We start from the raw sequence: 16,013 nt of genomic DNA on the forward strand, positions 1-16,013 counted from the left end.
GCAATTCGCTTACCGCCCACCCAGTGGGTGAGCCGGGAATTTTAGAATGAAAGCGAAGAGCTTGAACTATTATCGCCATGCCTTCAAGGCCATGGGGTCTCCTTGCGAGATACAACTATTTGCTGAAAATCATGCCGAGGCCAGAAGGGTTGCGGACTCCGCCATAGCCGACGTTTATCGGCTCGAAGCGCTTTATTCCCGCTACCGTAGCGACAGTTTGCTCTCCGGCATCAATCGCGCGGCGGCGGCCGGCGGTTGTATTACGGTAGATGATGAAACGGCAGGGTTGCTGAATTATGCGGCGATCTGTTATGACCAGAGCGATGGTTTGTTTGACATTACCTCGGGCATTTTGCGTCGCGCCTGGCGTTTTGATCTGAGTAAGTTGCCGGAGCAGGCGCAAATTCAGGAGCTGCTGGATAAAGTCGGCTGGCACAAATTGCACTGGGCGCCGCCGGTACTTGAATTTTCAACTCCGGGCATGGAAATTGATTTCGGTGGCGTGGTTAAAGAATACGCCGTTGATCGCGCCGCAACATTATGTCAGGCGGCGGGCATTCGCCATGGCGTAGTTAATTTAGGCGGTGACATAAAAATCATCGGCCCTCGTGCCGATGGCAGTCCGTGGCAAGTCGGCATACGTCATCCCCGGCGGGAAGAAGCCGTAATGCAGACAATTTCTTTGCGGGAGGGAGCCTTGGCCAGCAGCGGCGATTACGAACGCTGCATTATGGTGGATGGTGTGCGTTACGGTCATGTACTCAATCCTAAAACCGGTTGGCCGGTGAAACACCTGGCGGCGGTTAGCGTGGTCGGTGATTTTTGTGTAGTCGCCGGTAGTGCTTCCACTATCGCGATGTTGAAGGAAGATAGTGGCCCCGCTTGGTTGGAAAGCTTGGGGCTACCTCATTTATGGGTGAATGTGCAGGGTGAAGTTGGCGGAACACTCGTTGGTGCCAATGGCGCGCAAAAATAAGTCCGACATAGAGCGCAGAATATGGACGACTGAATGTTTCAATGAGCGTGAATGTCGCACTCATCAATAAAGGTAATTGAGATTTTTCCATCGCACTCTGAAGATTACAACAACAAAATAGATAAAAATATGACAAACAACTCTTTGAATAGCTTCGGACGCGCAGGCCTTTACCTGACCGTTTTTCTAACCGGTGCATCGGTTATGGTGATAGAGCTTCTGGGTACACGAATGATTGCCCCTTTTTATGGCGCCAGCCTTTATGTCTGGTCGTCATTAATTTCTGTCACAATGATTGCGCTTGCTATGGGCTATTTTATCGGCGGTTTGTGGGCTGACAGGGCGAAACGCACCGGACTTTCACTTATTATTGCGCTAGCTGCCGTATTTACGCTGCTGATTCCATGGGTAACCCGATTGGTATTATTGGCTACCGATCCTCTGGGGTTGCGTGCAGGCGCTTTTGTCAGCGCGCTCGTGTTGTTCTCTCCCAGCCTAACTATGCTTGGTATGGTAGGGCCCTTCGCTATTAAAATGTCGACCTTGCGCTTGGATGGTGTTGGCTCCAGTGCGGGTTCTATTTATGCGGTCAGTACGGTTGGGAGTGTGGTTGGTACTTTGCTGTTGGGTTTTTTTCTATTCCCTTTAATAGGATCCCGAGAGATATTGATCGGCCTGGGCATTTCTCTTCTCATACTGGCAATCGTTGTGGCTATCTATGAGCAAAAACAATTAGGTGTAACTATTGCCATTTTACCAAGTGTTCTGTTGGCGATAATGGCAGCTTGCTTGCTACCTAAGGTGGTAAGTGCAGGGCATGCTTATACAGGTGGAAAAAACTTTCAAATCCTGTCCGAACGTGAAAGCCTGTACGGATGGGTTCGGGTAATAGAAGAGCAGTCGCGCGACCTTCGGTTCCTTACTTCTGATGCGTCTATGATTGGTGCGGCCAATATCTCCAATGGTAAAAATCGGCTCGGCTATCAAGAAATGGTCAGTTTGATGCCCGCTTTGGCGCCTAAAATGTCTCGAGCCTTGATTATTGGCCTTGGTGCGGGTCATATGGCAAAGACTCTGCATGATCGCTACGGGATTGTCACGGATACCTTGGAGATTGATCCGGCAGTTGCAGATGCCGCGTCTAAGTATTTTGGTTTTAAGCCCACCGGCCAAGCTATAGTCGGTGACGCACGTTATGAAATTGGTCATTTAAAAGGGCCTTACGACTTAATTATCCATGATTGTTTCACTGGTGGATCTGAGCCGGCGCACTTGTTAACTGTCGAGACATTGGCTCAGCTACGGGGATTACTGTCAAATGATGGTATCCTCGCGCTCAATTTTGTAGCTTTCTCTAGTGACAAAAATGCGGCCCTGTCGTCCGTTTCGCGAACCATTGAACAGGTGTTTCCACATCAATCCGTATTTATTGCCGAGCCCGGCGAGGATTATAACGATTTCATTTTTCTGATGGCTAACCGTCCCATCGATCTGACTTCCAAATCGCTTCTGCCAGACCAAGTTGCTTGGTTACAAAACAGGATTTATACCGTGAACAAGAATCAGGGCGTTCTTCTTACCGATAACCTTAATCCGCTTGAACATCTGCAAACCCAAAAAGCAGAACATTACAGGCATGTGCTTGCTGATTGGTTTGGTGCTGATATTTTGGTGCGTTAAGCGGTTAGATGCATACTGGTATCTTTATTTAGCAAACCGGGACAGGTCGAATATGCCGAACCGCTTGTTGTTGAAAGAAGATTTTAATCATGAGCCGATTTACTGTTGCCCGGTCTATAAAGCTATATAAAGAACTCAACCACAACATTGAGCAGCGTGAGCACCAGGCTTCCGACCAGTGCGGGCCAAAAACCTTGAACGCGGATGCCGGGAACCAGTGCTGCCATCAACAAAAGCATCAGTGCGTTGATCACCAGCAGAAAGAGCCCAAAGCTGATAACCGTGAGAGGCAAGGTAAGAAAAATCATGATCGGCCGGATGACGGCATTCACGAAACCGAGAACAATTGCGCCGATAATTGCGGAACCCCAGCCTTCCACTTGAACGCCGCGGACGAGGTGGGCCATCAGCAGCAGCAAGCCTGCTGACAAAATTAAATGTGCAAAGAACGAGAACATAAACACCTCCGATCAGATTTAAAGTTGTAAGATATAAGGTATCGGCGCTAGGCACTCACCACAACTACGATAGGCTGTCATTGGCTTTGTACAGCGTCTACTTTTGGCGATGGGCGCTTTTTGTTATATTAAACTGCCGCCCCGGGAAATGGGGATAAAGCCCGAAAAATCTGGTCTTGATTTGAAAAGGAATAGGCGTCAGTGAGGCTGGCAGTATTTAAGTATGCCTTAATCGTCACTCTGTAATCTGCGCAAATTCAACAAACAGGCAAAAATTTATTGTCGTTATGAACAAACAACAGGGTTTGACCCATAATAAAACAGGCCAAATTAAAATACATGAGATTTTATTATTATAAATGATCCGCTAAATGGCAAGCTCAAGCAATAAGCGATAATACTTATTGCTTGAGCAAGTCTAACCCTCTATTCTTAAATCACTAATAAAATACCTATCGACTTCCAGGATAATGGCATATGAATCGTTGCTAACTGTTTTGCAAGATAAACAGAAACTTTCCGTCACAGAATTGAAAAAAGTTGAGCGGGTGCAGAAAACATCGGTCTCGGAAACTGTACCGCAGTTGCTGGTTAAGCTCGGTTTGTGTTCGGAGCTGGATGTCGCCGATGCTTTTGTCGAGTCAGGCCGGTTTGAGAAGGTTGCACCGGAGCAATATCCGCTGGAAATGCAACTGCCGGAAACGGTGCCGTTGCGGTTTTTAAAAAACTATCATGTTATCGGTTTAAGTCAGGGCAAAGATATTACCGTTGCCCTGATGGACCCCGAAGACCGGTTTGTCATTGACGCGTTAAAACTGGCGACCGGAAAAAATATAATCCCCAAAGTCGGCCTGCTTTCGGAGATTGATGCAGCGCTGGAAGTACAGTATGGCGAAAGCCTCTCGCAAACGGATAAACTTACTGACGATTTCAGCGTCGATGATCTGCGCGAAGAAGACCTTGAGCATTTAAAAGACCTGGCCAGTGAAGCGCCGGTTATCAAGATGGTCAATTTGATCATGCAACGGGCTATTGAAACCAGAGCCTCCGATATCCACATTGAACCTTTTGAACAATCCTTGAAAGTCAGGTTGCGTGTCGATGGCGTATTGAAGGATATTGAAGCGCCGTCGGTCAAATCTACCGCCGCAGTGATTTCGCGTATCAAGATTATGGCCAAGCTAAACATTGCCGAACGCCGCCTACCGCAGGATGGCCGTATCAAGGTGCAAATGCTGGGTAAGGAACTGGACTTGCGGGTTTCTACGATACCGACGATGTACGGCGAAAGCGTGGTGATCCGTTTGCTGGACAAGGAAACCACCGTGCTGGATTTCGCGATGCTGGGCTTTTCCGGCAAGCATTTACAGCAGTTTATCGATGTACTGTCTCAGCCGCACGGCATTATCCTGATTACCGGCCCAACCGGAAGCGGAAAATCGACGACCATGTACGCTGCGTTAAAGCAGCTTAATACTTCCGAGCGAAAAATCATCACGGTTGAAGACCCCGTGGAATACCAGATGGAAGGGGTCAACCAGATTCAGGCAAAACCGCAAATAGGCCTGACCTTTGCGTCGGCGTTGCGTTCTATAGTGCGGCAAGACCCCGACGTGATCATGATCGGCGAGATGCGCGACCTGGAGACTGCAAGAATCGCCGTGCAATCGGCGTTGACCGGGCATTTAGTGCTTTCGACGCTGCATACCAACGACGCGGCGGGCGGCGTCACCCGATTGCTCGATATGGGCCTTGAAGAATACCTGCTCACCTCCACCGTTAACGGCATATTGGCGCAACGTCTGGTCAGAAAATTGTGCCCCGAATGCAAGCAGCGCTATACGCCTCCGGCGGATATCGTCGAAGGCATGAAGCTGCGGCGGTTTGCTCCGGCGGGCGATATTGTCTTATACAAACCGGTCGGCTGCCCGTCTTGCGGCGGCTTAGGTTATCGCGGACGGCTGGCGATTATTGAATTCCTGCAAATGACCGATCCTTTGCGCAAATTAATTATGGCACATGAAGAAGCCGGCGCTATTCAACGGCTCGCTATTGAAGAAGGCATGACCACGATGTATGAAAACGGCCTGGTCAAAGCCCTGCAAGGCATTACAACCTTGGAAGAAGTGCTGCGGGTAACGTCGGAAACATAATGTTATTTGCTTATAAAGCGGTTAATAGTCTTGGCGAGACCGAAGAAGGCGTCAGAGATGCGGTTGACGAACAGCATTTGATTGCGACATTGCAAACAGAAGGTTATATCCCTATTCGTGTTATACCGGCCAGTGCAAAATCGTTTTTGGGCTTAAAACTTGGTATAAAACAGTCCAAATTATCGCCAAAAGACATCGCCTTGTTTACCGGGGAGTTGGCGACTTTGCTGGAATCCGGCTTGCCTTTGGACAAGTCTTTGCTGGTATTGATGGATTTGACTGAAGACAATGAACGGGTGACCAAGCTGATCGGCAGGGTTCTGGAAAAAGTCAAAGGCGGTTCTACACTGGCCGATGCGTTGGAAAAACAGTCAGGCATTTTCAGTAAGTTCTATCTGAACATGATACGCGCCGGTGAAGCTGGAGGCAGTTTGGGCGAAGTATTAACGCGCTTGGCCGAATACCTAGAGCGCTCCCGTGAATTAAAAGAAACGGTCAGTACCGCATTGATTTACCCGGCCATCTTGCTGATCATGTCATTGGCTTCTTTGTTTGTGATGTTGACCTTTGTGGTACCGCAATTTTCAGAAATGTTCGAAAGCGCAGGCAAGGCGCTACCGGTATCGACGCAGATCGTGGTGGGGCTGGCCGAATGGTTGCAGAGCTATTGGTGGGTATTGATTTTGGGCGTTCTTTTAATAACCAGCTATATGAATCTGCAAATGGCCGATCCGGTCAAAAAGAAAGTTTGGGACGGCCGTTTTTTAAAGCTGCCGTTGGCCGGGACGATTATCCTGAACAAGGAAACCGCCAACATCAGCCGCACGCTGGGCACCTTATTGGGTAACGGCGTTTCGATCCTGTCTGCTTTGGTTATCGTTCGGGAAACAGTCGACAACCTGGTTTTGGCGGCGGCCATTCAAGATACCGAAGAGCAGTTGAAACAGGGTAGAAATATGTCGGATGCGTTGCTGGAGAAAGGAATATTCCCAAAAATGGCCATGCAAATGATCAAAATGGGTGAAGAAACAGGACGCTTGGAAGAAATGCTGCTACGTGTGGCGACTATTTACGATAAGCAGCTTAGAGTATCGATACAACGGCTGCTGGCATTGCTGGAACCGGCCTTGATAATTTCATTAGGACTGATGATCGCAGGCATCATTGTATCGATTTTGCTGGCTATCCTCAGTGTTAACGACTTAGCTTTTTAAACGGAGAAATTCTACATTATGAAACAAATGAAAAAACTTATTGCCGGCAATGGCTTGTATGCCAGTTGGCCGATTGTCGAAGCCGGGTTTACCTTGCTTGAGTTGTTGGTCGTGCTGGGTATTATTGCGATGCTGGCCGGAATAGTCGGGCCTCAGGTCATGAAACACATGGGCGAATCCAAAACCAAAGCGGCAAAAGTGCAGATTGAAGATCTGGCCGCCGCCCTGGATATGTACAAACTCGACTTGGGCAATTATCCGAGTTCCGGAGAAGGCTTGAAGTCTTTAATTGAATCACCCGACGGCGGCAAACGCTGGAATGGCCCTTATTTACGTAAAGCCAAAATGCCGGTAGACCCGTGGCAGCAGGAATATCATTATGTTTTCCCCGGCGAGCACGGGAAATTTGATTTGTTTTCCTTTGGGGCGGATGCCAAGGAAGGCGGTACAGGAGAAGACCAGGATATTGTCAGTTGGGAATAACTGATACGGCACAACGCTGTAAAGGATTTACCCTGCTGGAATTGGTCGTGGTGCTTTTTGTCGTTGTTTTGGGTTTTTCGGTGATCGGTCTTAACCTGTCCTCTGGAAGTGACTCTACAAAAATCAAGGCCGCAGCCAGAGATATAGTTTCAGCGTTACGTTTCGCCAGGGGGCAGGCTTTAATGACCCATCAGGAAACCACGGTTACCCTTAATCTGGGCGACAACAGTTATACAGTCAGCGGGAGGGACAAGCGTTATCAAATACCCGGCGATATTGACATCACCGTGGTGACTGCGCAAACCGAATTAAGCGGAGAAGGCACAGCGAGCATCCGTTTTTTTGCCGATGGCTCGTCCACCGGAGGAAGGATCACGCTGGAGCGGGGACAGACAGTTTGGAAAACCGATATAAATTGGTTGACCGGCCAGATTGAACTTGAAAATGAATAAACAGCACGGCTTTTCGTTACTGGAAATACTGATCGCGTTTTCAATTCTGGCGCTTTCCTTAGGGATTTTGCTGAAGATATTTTCTGCCGGTGTTAATACCGCGGGCGTGGCCGAAGAATATAACGCAGCCGTCCAGATTGCTGAATCTATAATGGCTCAGACAAGTATGGAAACACCTTTGAAACCGACGGAATCTACCGGCGTTGAAAATGGAAAATACCATTGGCACGTGTCCGTTAGCCTGTTCCAATTCACGGCTGAAGATTTAGATCTCACGACCATAGCGGCAGTGCTTTTTAAGGTTAAGGTTATCGTAAGTTGGGGTGATAAAGCCGGTGTTGGCGGCAGGCAGGTTCAGTTAATAACCTTGAAACTGGCGAATAAAATGGTATGAGGAAAGCTCAGGTTCAAGACGGCGGGGCACGCATTCCCGGTTTAGGATACGCCGCGGGCTTCACATTGATTGAAGTCCTGATAGCAATGAGCCTGTTAAGCATCATGGTCGTGTTATTGTTCAGCAGCTTAAGAATTTGCGCCCAAAGCTGGGAAAAAGGGGAAAACAAAATAACCGAAGTGAATGAGGTCGCCGTCGTCTATAACTTTTTTCAACGGCATTTATCGTCAGCGATACCGGTATCGAATGATTTTATGACCGGGGATGATAGGGATGCCGCGGGTCAGTCGGGAACCGACACCGGGAACGCCGGCAATGATGGGAATACCGCAGGCCAGTCAGGAGCCGGCGCGGGGATGAAAGACAAGAATAACGCCTTTTCTTTTCAAGGCAAAAAAAAGTCCTTGCAGTTTGTTTCGGTATTTCCTGCAAGCGTCGGCAGGGCAGGCATGCAGCTTTTTTCGATACAGCCGCAGCGACAAGGTAAAGAGCAGGTTATTAACGTGACGCTAACGCCGTTTTTTCCGGTGGCCGAAGGCAAAGAATGGCACCGGGAAGAGGCGGTTTTGTTAAAGCATGTCAGCGATTTTGAGCTGGCTTATTTTGGCGCTGCCGATGATGATGCGAGCAAAAACAGTTGGCAGGACGACTGGTTGGAAAAGGATGTTCAGCCCAAGCTGGTCAAAATCACCATCCACACGACGGATGGCGTTTTTTGGCCGGAAATGGTTATAGAGCTTAAAGTTGCAGATGCAGGGACAGGGACTGGAGTAAACGCGGCACCGTTAGGCATAGGGGTCGGCAATTGACCAGGTCCGGGGGTTTTGCGCTCGTTCTGGTTTTGTGGGTGTTGAGTCTGCTGACTATTATGGCCGGCAGTTTTGCTCTTAGTATGCGGCGGGAAGCGGGCATTACCGCTGGCAGCAGTAGCACTGCCCAGGCCGCGGCTGTCGCAGAATCAGGGCTTGCGATCGCGGAGCTGATGGTAATGAATCCCGATCAGCTGCAACGCTGGCATACCGATGGCAGTATTTATCAAATAGATTACGCGGATTCGAAAGTCCGTGTCCGGTTACTATCTGAAACAGGCAAGGTGGATCTCAATAGTGCGGATCAGGACCTGTTACAAGGGCTGATGGTTCACGCGCCTGTTGATGCCGAGCTGCAAACCAAATTGGTTAATGCTATTCTCGATTGGCGTGATGGGGATGACCTGGTGCGGATAGATGGCGCGGAGAAAGAAGAATATAAAGACGCTGGATTAAGTTATCAGCCTCGCAACAAGCCGTTTCAATCTATTGAGGAATTGCAGCTGGTATTGGGTATGAATGAACAGATCTTCAAGTGGATTGAAAGCCTGGTTACGATCCATTCGGGACAGCCCAAAGTTGATTTGGCCCAGGCTGCCAAAGAGGTTTTATATGTATTGCCGGGAATGGATACCGGATTGGTAGACGAATATATTGCTGCCAGACAGGAAAGCGCGATAAACGGCCTGCCCGCACCGGCAGTTCCAGTGCTCTCTACTTTGGGCACAGTGTCTGGGCAAACAGGAGTGAGCATGCCGGTAACAGCAGTCAATGACGCAACAAAACAAGAAGTTGTGATGACGGTTATCACCGAAGCGTTGTTGGATGATGGCTCCACAGCTACTATCGATGCGCTGATAAAAAAATCGAATAGTCCGACGGGAATGTCGCCGTTTCAGGTTCTGAAATGGCAGCGCAACGTCGAGGTGGGTGGTTCATTGTTTATAGATGAAAAAGATGCGTTGCTAGTGAGACAGTATGCTGAACCTGAATTCAACAATTGATCTGGATATTAAAAAGTTCTTCCGCTGGTGGTTGCGCGAGCTTGACTTTTTGGTGCCTGAAAAAATCAGGCAGCTGGTTAATGAGAAGCAGGGGTTTATTATCGTCCGTCCCGAAGGTAACCGGCTGGCGCTGACCTACCTGCTTAATGACCAGGCCGAGTCTTTGGCAATACTGGAGCGTAACGTTTCCGGCATCGCACAATATAAAGCCTTGTTAGCCAAAGATGAACGCTTGGCTAAAGCGGATTTAATACTCCGGTTATCAGGAAACGAAGCCATTCAAAAAGAGCTTGCCTTACCGGCCGCGGTAAAAGAAAACCTGTCCCAGGTTATTGCCTACGAACTTGATCGCTATACGCCGTTTAAGGCGGAACAGGTTTATTTTGCGGTTAAGCCTCTGAAAGGAGAGCATGAGCCCGGGCAAATGCGAGTCATGCTGGTGCTAACGCCGAGAGAAACACTTGATGCATTGTATGAAGACGTCAAAGCAATGGGCATGTCGCCGCTATTCGTCGATTATCAGGAGACGCCAAATGATCTTGAGCAACGTTATGAAGGCTATAATTTATTACCGGAAGACCTAAGGGACAAACCTGCAAATACACCGCGTCTGGTTTATACGGGTTTGATTGCGGCGATATGTCTACTGCTGGGTGCCGCGCTGATATTTCCGGTCTGGTTCGAATCTCATACGGTCAATGTGTTACAGGAAAAAATCGACGCCGTAGAAAAGGATGCGAAGGAAGTTAAAGCCTTGCAGCTGGAGATTGATGCGATGATACATGAAACACAGTTATTAATAGAGCAGAAAAATGCGGCGCCGACGATAGTTGATATGCTCAATACCTTAAGTTTATTAATAAAAGATAATACCTGGCTGTCCTATTTACAGTACGCAGACGGACACCTGCAAATACAGGGCGAATCGCCCGCCGCTTCAGCGTTGCTCGGCGCTTTGGAAGACTCCAAATTGCTTGCCAACGCCAGTTTCGTCTCGCCGGTTACCCAGGATAAAATCAGCGGGCAAGAGCGCTTCCAGATTACGGTTGACGTTACCCCGGCAGTTGCGCCGTCTCCATCCGCGCAGCCGAACGCTGCGCCGGTTTCCGGCATATTTGGCGCTAGCCACGGCGGTTCCCGACTGGCTAGCGGCACACAACACACCGTCACCAGCGCGATGGGGAGACGCAAGTGATTGATGTCGGCAATAAGCAAATACAGCGATGGTCGGCCATTGCGCTGTTAGTTGCGGCGATACTGATTGTCAGCCTGGTCGTTATCGTACCAGTGGTTAACAAAGGCCTGGATCTGCACGAGGTCAAAAATAATCTTGTTTTTAAGCTGGAGCAATATGAGCGGGTTTTGGCAAGAAAAGACGCAGTCATTGAAAACATGCGCGCGATACAAGAGCAATATCAAAAAAGCGGGCTTTTGAACAAGCAGAGTACCGGCGCTTTGGCCTCCGCAGAGCTTCAGGAGTTTATTAAAAAAACGATTGTAGAGGCAGGCGGGCAGTTGAGCAGTACTCAGGCGCTTCCTGTCACCATCAAAAATGAATTTAGCCGGATAACCGTCAGTGTAAGAATGACCGGCAATAGCCAAGTGCTACGGGCTGTGCTGTACAAGATAGAAACATCAACCCCGCTGATTATTATCAATCAGATAGAGATAAGGCCGATACGCGGTATAAGAAGCAGGATGACACAGCAGATCGAGCTGAGTAACGAATTGGATATTAATTTTCAAGCGGTTAGTTTTATGAGAAAGCAGCCGGAATGAATAGTAAACTTATCAAATTGCTGGTATCTGTCTGCATTAGTCTTTGTTTGATTATTGCCGTAGAGTGGTTATATGCAAGTTATATGAGGCATCGATTACTGACATCGATCCTCTCGGCAAAGCCGCAAAACTATAAAGCGGATGAGTTGCCCACAATAGCGTTGGCAAAACAGCCGGAAGACAGTTATGTTGATTTGGTTACCAGGCCGTTATTTATTAAAGGCAGAAGAGCTGTAGATGAGGTGCGTCCCGAAACAGCGCAAGGAGGGGGTACCAAGTTGGAGAGCTTTGACTGGCAGTTGAACGGAGTTTACAGTACAAAGAAAACCACATTGGCGTTATTCGGCCGGTCTAGATCAAAGGTTGCCAAAGATAATTATCGGAAAATAACCGTAGGCGATGACCTTGATGGTTGGAAACTGATTGAAATAAGCAGGGACAGGGCTCTGCTGAAACAAGGTACTAACGAAAAAGAATTACTGCTTCGAAAACCAAAATTAAAAGCATTACCGCCGGGGGCAAACAGACCATCGCCATTTTCACAGGCACCTGCATCGGCTCCTTCTCCATTTTCACAGCCACCTGTTCCAGCTCCTGCTCCAGCGCCAGCACCTGTTCCCGCAGCTAATCCTGAACCTCCGGCAGACACTACTGGAGATACATCCGAGAGTAACCGATGATTAATATAAAAAAGATAACAACAACTTCCTGTTTAATGGCCGCTGGTTTAGCGCTGTCAAGTTGTGAGCTGCTCGGTCCCAAGCTAAATACCAAATTGCCGTTGTCGCCTGTCAAAAACGAGCAAACCAGTGTGCCGTTTAAAGAGCTGCAAAACAAAGCGCCTGCTGCTGAAACAACGCAAAGCAAGCCTGAATTGTTTTTCGGCACAAACCGGTTTGTACCGGAGGCAACACCGCATAAAAAAAGCAAGAGCGGCGAGGGTTCATACAGTTTGAATTTTGATGACGCGGATCTTGGGGAAGTGGCCAAAGTTGTTTTAAGCGACATACTCGGACAAAACTATGTGCTCAGCCCGAAAGTGGCGGGCAAGGTCACTTTGCAGACAACAGAGCCCTTAACCAAAGACGAGTTGCTGCCTACCCTGGAAATGGTATTGAGGATGAATAATGCGGTTTTGGTTAAAGACGGTAAAATTTATCACATAGAGCCTGCGACGGAAGCACTGTTCAGCTCCAGCTTCTCGGTTCCCGGCGGTGCCGGAGGGGCCGGCTATCAGGCCAAAGTTATTCCGGTTAGAAATGTGGCGGTCGAGGATATTGTTAAAGTTATAAAACCTTTGGTGCAGGAAAAAACCATACTCACGGTCGATGGAACGCGCAATATTTTGGTGGTGTCCGGAACGCCCGAGGAATTGTCGCGCGTCATGGATATGGTCAGCACTTTTGATATTGATGTGTTGAAAGGACGGTCTTTTGGCTTGTTTCCGTTAGCCCATGTTGATCCGGAAACCGTTATTAAAGAGCTGGATGAAGTTTTTAACAAAGGAGAGAACGCAGAAAAGTCCGACTTTTTTCGTTTTATTCCAATCGAACGCCTGAATGCGGTGATGGCGATTACTCATCAAGCCAGATATTTACATGATATTGAAAGCTGGATATTCAGGCTGGATAAGGCAAATTCAGAGTCTGGCGGTGGGGTCAACGTCTATAAAGTCCAGCATTCCGATGCCGAAGAACTGGCCAATACCTTGAATGAGATTTTCACGGGCGCGCAATCTGCAAATAAAACAGCAAAGGTTTCGCCCGGAAAAGACGCCGCTGAAATGACCAATAAGCAACCGACGGATAATAAATCTAAAACCGAAAACCGTGCGTCTAACCGCGCCGGAACAGGTGCGGAGTCAGTAGCCAATGTGGAAGATGTCAAAATTATTGCCGATAAAGCCAATAATTCATTGGTTGTTGTGGCTACGCCTCGCGAATACGAAATCATACTGCCGATTATCAATCAACTTGATACCTTGCCGTTGCAGGTATTGATCGATGCGACGATAGTCTCGGTCGATTTAAAAGACGATTTAAAATACGGCATACAATGGTTTTTAGATCACGGCGGCAGCAGCATCGGCAGCGGTACGGGTACAACGACGCTTGGCGCAGTAGCGACAGCAACCGGGGCCGCTTTTGCGACAGGCGGTCTGAGCGCAGTCTATAACTCGGGCGTTGTCAATGCGTTATTAAGCGCATTGGCCGCCAAGAATAATATCAATGTCATCTCTTCACCGTCCTTGATGGTGTTGAATAATCAGCAAGCGAAAATAAATGTCGGCGATCAGGTGCCTATACAAACCAGCACCACGTCGGTCCCTATCTCCGGAGGAACGACGACTCCCAGCATAGCGGTAGGCAGTTCAATTCAATATAAAGATACCGGTGTTACGCTGGACGTTACCCCCAGAGTCAATGCGAACGGTATGGTCATTATGGAAATCAAACAAATTGTCAGTGGTGTCGTACCGCAAACGAACGGGGTTACATCGACCGCTACCATTAACAAAAAAGAGATTGAAAGTTCAGTAGCGGTACTGGATGGGGAAACGATAGTACTGGGCGGTTTGATCACAGAAAATAACGGTATCACTAAATCCGGAATTCCGTTGCTATATGACATACCCTGGATAGGGCCGTTATTCGGCAATACCACCATCAACAAGGATAAAACTGAGTTGGTGGTTTTGATTACCCCGCGCGTAGTAAAAAGCAAGCAGGATTCCAGGCTGATTTCTGATGAATTCAAACGTAAATTAACCGGAATTTATGAGGAAGTCCCTGTTTATATCAATCGGACGACCACAAATTAATAGACAGTTCCGCACAAGTCTGCACAGCGATTGATGCACGCTAGCAGTGGCGGCTTAATGCTAAAAGAAAGGATATGAAGGTATCGGAAGGGATACAAAAAATACTGCCGTCAAGGAAAAAGTACGGTAAGGTTTTTCGCTAATCGTTAGCGCTAAACAGCCAGTTGCCCCCGGCGATAAAGTCAGGCGGCTTCGAGTTCGATATGTACGCGCAGGCCCAGTGCCGCGGCTATGTTCACTAAGGCATCGAGGGAAAATCGTGAGATTCGGCCCCGCAGCAAATCGTTGACACGGGGTTGAGTCACGCCGCAATGCGCCGCCGCTTCCACTTGCGTCCAGCCTTTTGCCGCCACAATAGCGGCAATCTTGTTCATCAGTTCGCTGCGCACACGCAGGTTCGCAGCTTCCTCAGGTGTGTCGGTAATGGCATCCCAGACATTGGCGTAAGTTTCGATTGTTGCTGAACTCATATTTCACCTCTCAATAATTGTGCGTAACGGGCTTTTGCGACTTCCAGATCACGTTTCGATGTTACTTGTGTTTTTTTCTGGAATGCGTGTAGGACGTAGACCGCATCCAGCCAACGTGCGGTATAGACCACCCTGAAAGTCCCGGTATCGTCCCATACCCTGATTTCTTCAACTCCGTTGCCAATGACCGGCATCGGCTTAAAATCGTCAGGTTGCTGACCATTTTGCACTTTGTCTAGTTGGTATCCGGCATCTTGTTTGGCATTGTTTGGAAATTCGCGTAAGCGTTTAAGCGAGTCGCCGAGAAATCGGATGGGTTTCATGCGAAATTATATCCGTTTAAGTATAAAAAACAAATTTGTAAAGGTATCGACTTTATCGGGATATGCGCTGCGAGCGAACATAGGGTATTAACACTCAAGTCTTGCATTGTGAATTTCAATCTCGCTGCACAATGGACTTATATGTTAAACGGTGAGTACTGCAAATCAAGCAATGGAGCAGTAGGCCGGTTTTGTGTAGCTTAACCGGCCTACAAAATGTTTTATAACGTGATGACTTGGTCGCCTTTGCCGACCAGCACCACATCCGCAGGGCGCATCGCAAAAATGCCGACTGTTACTACGCCGGTAATGTTGTTGATGATTTGTTCCAGTTTGATCGGATCGATAATGTCCAGATTATGCACATCGAGAATCACATTGTGGTTGTCGGTAATAAAGTTTTCCCGCCACACCGGCTGACCGCCTAATTTAACCAGTTCCCGTGCGACATAACTTCTGGCCATCGGGATAACTTCGACCGGCAACGGAAATTTACCCAATACATCGACGCACTTGGTTTCGTCGACGATGCAGATGAATTTCTTACTAGCTGCGGCAATGATTTTTTCGCGGGTCAACGCGCCGCCGCCGCCCTTGACCATATGTTTATGCGGGGTCACTTCGTCAGCGCCATCGACATAAACATCCAGCGTGCCGACTGTGTTCAGGTCCAGCACAGGAATGCCGAGCTCTTTTAACTGGGCGGTGCTCATCTCGGAACTGGAGACCGCGCCTTCAATATCGCCCTTAATATCGGCCAGATAATTGATGAAATGTTTCACCGTGGAGCCGGTGCCTACGCCGACTATGCCGACACCTTTAACATACTCCAAAGCGGCTTGAGCTACTTTTTGTTTTAATTCGTCTTGCGTCATAAGGCCATCCTGATTTTAGTTATTAGTAAGTAAATGGTGTGTGATAATACAGCAGATAGCGTTATACGGAAAAGTTTTGTTCTTGATCAGCCGTGCCCGATAAAGGCTATCTCGTAGGGCGT

17 protein-coding genes are annotated in these 16,013 nt (G+C 48.3%); 13 read left to right on the forward strand and 4 right to left on the reverse strand.

Annotated elements, in window-relative coordinates; genetic code table 11:
* The first annotated feature begins 46 nt into the window (after nucleotides 1–46).
* Together V7051_RS07375 and V7051_RS07380 are read left to right on the forward strand one after the other, a co-directional pair.
* Complete coding sequence (locus tag V7051_RS07375; protein WP_333874297.1) at nucleotides 47–976, forward strand: FAD:protein FMN transferase; 930 nt, start codon at nucleotides 47–49, stop codon at nucleotides 974–976.
* Nucleotides 977–1,027: 51 nt separating this feature from the next.
* Complete coding sequence (locus V7051_RS07380) at nucleotides 1,028–2,656, forward strand: fused MFS/spermidine synthase (RefSeq protein ID WP_333874298.1); 1,629 nt, start codon at nucleotides 1,028–1,030, stop codon at nucleotides 2,654–2,656.
* A gap of 122 nt (nucleotides 2,657–2,778) precedes the next feature.
* Here V7051_RS07380 and V7051_RS07385 read toward each other — a convergent pair whose 3' ends face one another.
* The gene (locus V7051_RS07385; protein ID WP_333874299.1) at nucleotides 2,779–3,114 is read right to left on the reverse strand and encodes a phage holin family protein; all 336 of its coding nucleotides are present in this window, start codon (nucleotides 3,112–3,114) and stop codon (nucleotides 2,779–2,781) included.
* A 470-nt stretch (nucleotides 3,115–3,584) separates the two neighbouring features.
* On the opposite strand from V7051_RS07385, the gene gspE reads away from it, so the two are divergent.
* From gspE to gspD, 11 genes are read left to right on the forward strand one after another with little or no spacing between them, the layout of a single operon-like run.
* The gene (gene gspE, locus V7051_RS07390) at nucleotides 3,585–5,267 is read left to right on the forward strand and encodes a type II secretion system ATPase GspE (RefSeq protein ID WP_333874300.1); all 1,683 of its coding nucleotides are present in this window, start codon (nucleotides 3,585–3,587) and stop codon (nucleotides 5,265–5,267) included.
* Complete coding sequence (locus V7051_RS07395; protein WP_333874301.1) at nucleotides 5,267–6,481, forward strand: type II secretion system F family protein; 1,215 nt, start codon at nucleotides 5,267–5,269, stop codon at nucleotides 6,479–6,481. The genes gspE and V7051_RS07395 overlap by 1 nt, the downstream gene beginning before the upstream one ends.
* Before the next feature lie 27 nt (nucleotides 6,482–6,508).
* On the forward strand, nucleotides 6,509–6,964 hold the full coding sequence (gene gspG / locus V7051_RS07400; RefSeq protein ID WP_333874330.1) for a type II secretion system major pseudopilin GspG: 456 nt from the start codon (nucleotides 6,509–6,511) through the stop codon (nucleotides 6,962–6,964).
* Nucleotides 6,955–7,416 carry a GspH/FimT family protein gene (locus V7051_RS07405; protein WP_333874302.1) on the forward strand — a complete coding sequence of 154 codons (462 nt, stop codon included), beginning with the start codon at nucleotides 6,955–6,957 and terminating at the stop codon, nucleotides 7,414–7,416. Before gspG ends, V7051_RS07405 begins: the two co-directional genes overlap by 10 nt.
* Nucleotides 7,409–7,810, forward strand: a complete 402-nt coding sequence (locus tag V7051_RS07410; RefSeq protein ID WP_333874303.1) for a type IV pilus modification PilV family protein — start codon at nucleotides 7,409–7,411, stop codon at nucleotides 7,808–7,810. Before V7051_RS07405 ends, V7051_RS07410 begins: the two co-directional genes overlap by 8 nt.
* Nucleotides 7,807–8,619, forward strand: a complete 813-nt coding sequence (locus tag V7051_RS07415; RefSeq protein ID WP_333874304.1) for a prepilin-type N-terminal cleavage/methylation domain-containing protein — start codon at nucleotides 7,807–7,809, stop codon at nucleotides 8,617–8,619. The genes V7051_RS07410 and V7051_RS07415 overlap by 4 nt, the downstream gene beginning before the upstream one ends.
* Nucleotides 8,616–9,623: a general secretion pathway protein GspK gene (locus tag V7051_RS07420; protein ID WP_333874305.1), complete on the forward strand. Its 1,008-nt coding sequence runs from the start codon at nucleotides 8,616–8,618 to the stop codon at nucleotides 9,621–9,623. Before V7051_RS07415 ends, V7051_RS07420 begins: the two co-directional genes overlap by 4 nt.
* Nucleotides 9,598–10,818 carry a PilN domain-containing protein gene (locus V7051_RS07425; protein WP_333874306.1) on the forward strand — a complete coding sequence of 407 codons (1,221 nt, stop codon included), beginning with the start codon at nucleotides 9,598–9,600 and terminating at the stop codon, nucleotides 10,816–10,818. Before V7051_RS07420 ends, V7051_RS07425 begins: the two co-directional genes overlap by 26 nt.
* The gene (gene gspM / locus V7051_RS07430; RefSeq protein WP_333874307.1) at nucleotides 10,815–11,402 is read left to right on the forward strand and encodes a type II secretion system protein GspM; all 588 of its coding nucleotides are present in this window, start codon (nucleotides 10,815–10,817) and stop codon (nucleotides 11,400–11,402) included. The genes V7051_RS07425 and gspM overlap by 4 nt, the downstream gene beginning before the upstream one ends.
* A complete protein-coding gene (locus tag V7051_RS07435; protein WP_333874308.1) occupies nucleotides 11,399–12,082 on the forward strand; it encodes a hypothetical protein in 684 nt (227 codons plus the stop codon). The genes gspM and V7051_RS07435 overlap by 4 nt, the downstream gene beginning before the upstream one ends.
* Nucleotides 12,079–14,223 (forward strand): type II secretion system secretin GspD, encoded by a 2,145-nt coding sequence (gene gspD, locus V7051_RS07440; RefSeq protein WP_333874309.1) that lies wholly within the window; start codon nucleotides 12,079–12,081, stop codon nucleotides 14,221–14,223. Before V7051_RS07435 ends, gspD begins: the two co-directional genes overlap by 4 nt.
* A gap of 182 nt (nucleotides 14,224–14,405) precedes the next feature.
* On the opposite strand, the gene V7051_RS07445 is transcribed toward gspD, so the two are convergent.
* The 3 genes from V7051_RS07445 to rpiA form a co-directional block, all read right to left on the reverse strand.
* Nucleotides 14,406–14,693 carry a helix-turn-helix domain-containing protein gene (locus V7051_RS07445; RefSeq protein WP_333874310.1) on the reverse strand — a complete coding sequence of 96 codons (288 nt, stop codon included), beginning with the start codon at nucleotides 14,691–14,693 and terminating at the stop codon, nucleotides 14,406–14,408.
* On the reverse strand, nucleotides 14,690–15,016 hold the full coding sequence (locus V7051_RS07450) for a type II toxin-antitoxin system RelE/ParE family toxin (protein ID WP_333874311.1): 327 nt from the start codon (nucleotides 15,014–15,016) through the stop codon (nucleotides 14,690–14,692). Before V7051_RS07450 ends, V7051_RS07445 begins: the two co-directional genes overlap by 4 nt.
* Nucleotides 15,017–15,237: 221 nt before the next feature.
* On the reverse strand, nucleotides 15,238–15,891 hold the full coding sequence (rpiA, locus tag V7051_RS07455) for a ribose-5-phosphate isomerase RpiA (RefSeq protein ID WP_333874312.1): 654 nt from the start codon (nucleotides 15,889–15,891) through the stop codon (nucleotides 15,238–15,240).
* Between the last annotated feature and the right edge of the window lie 122 nt (nucleotides 15,892–16,013).

Source organism: Methylobacter sp. (assembly GCF_036845245.1).
GTDB lineage: Bacteria > Pseudomonadota > Gammaproteobacteria > Methylococcales > Methylomonadaceae > Methylobacter_A.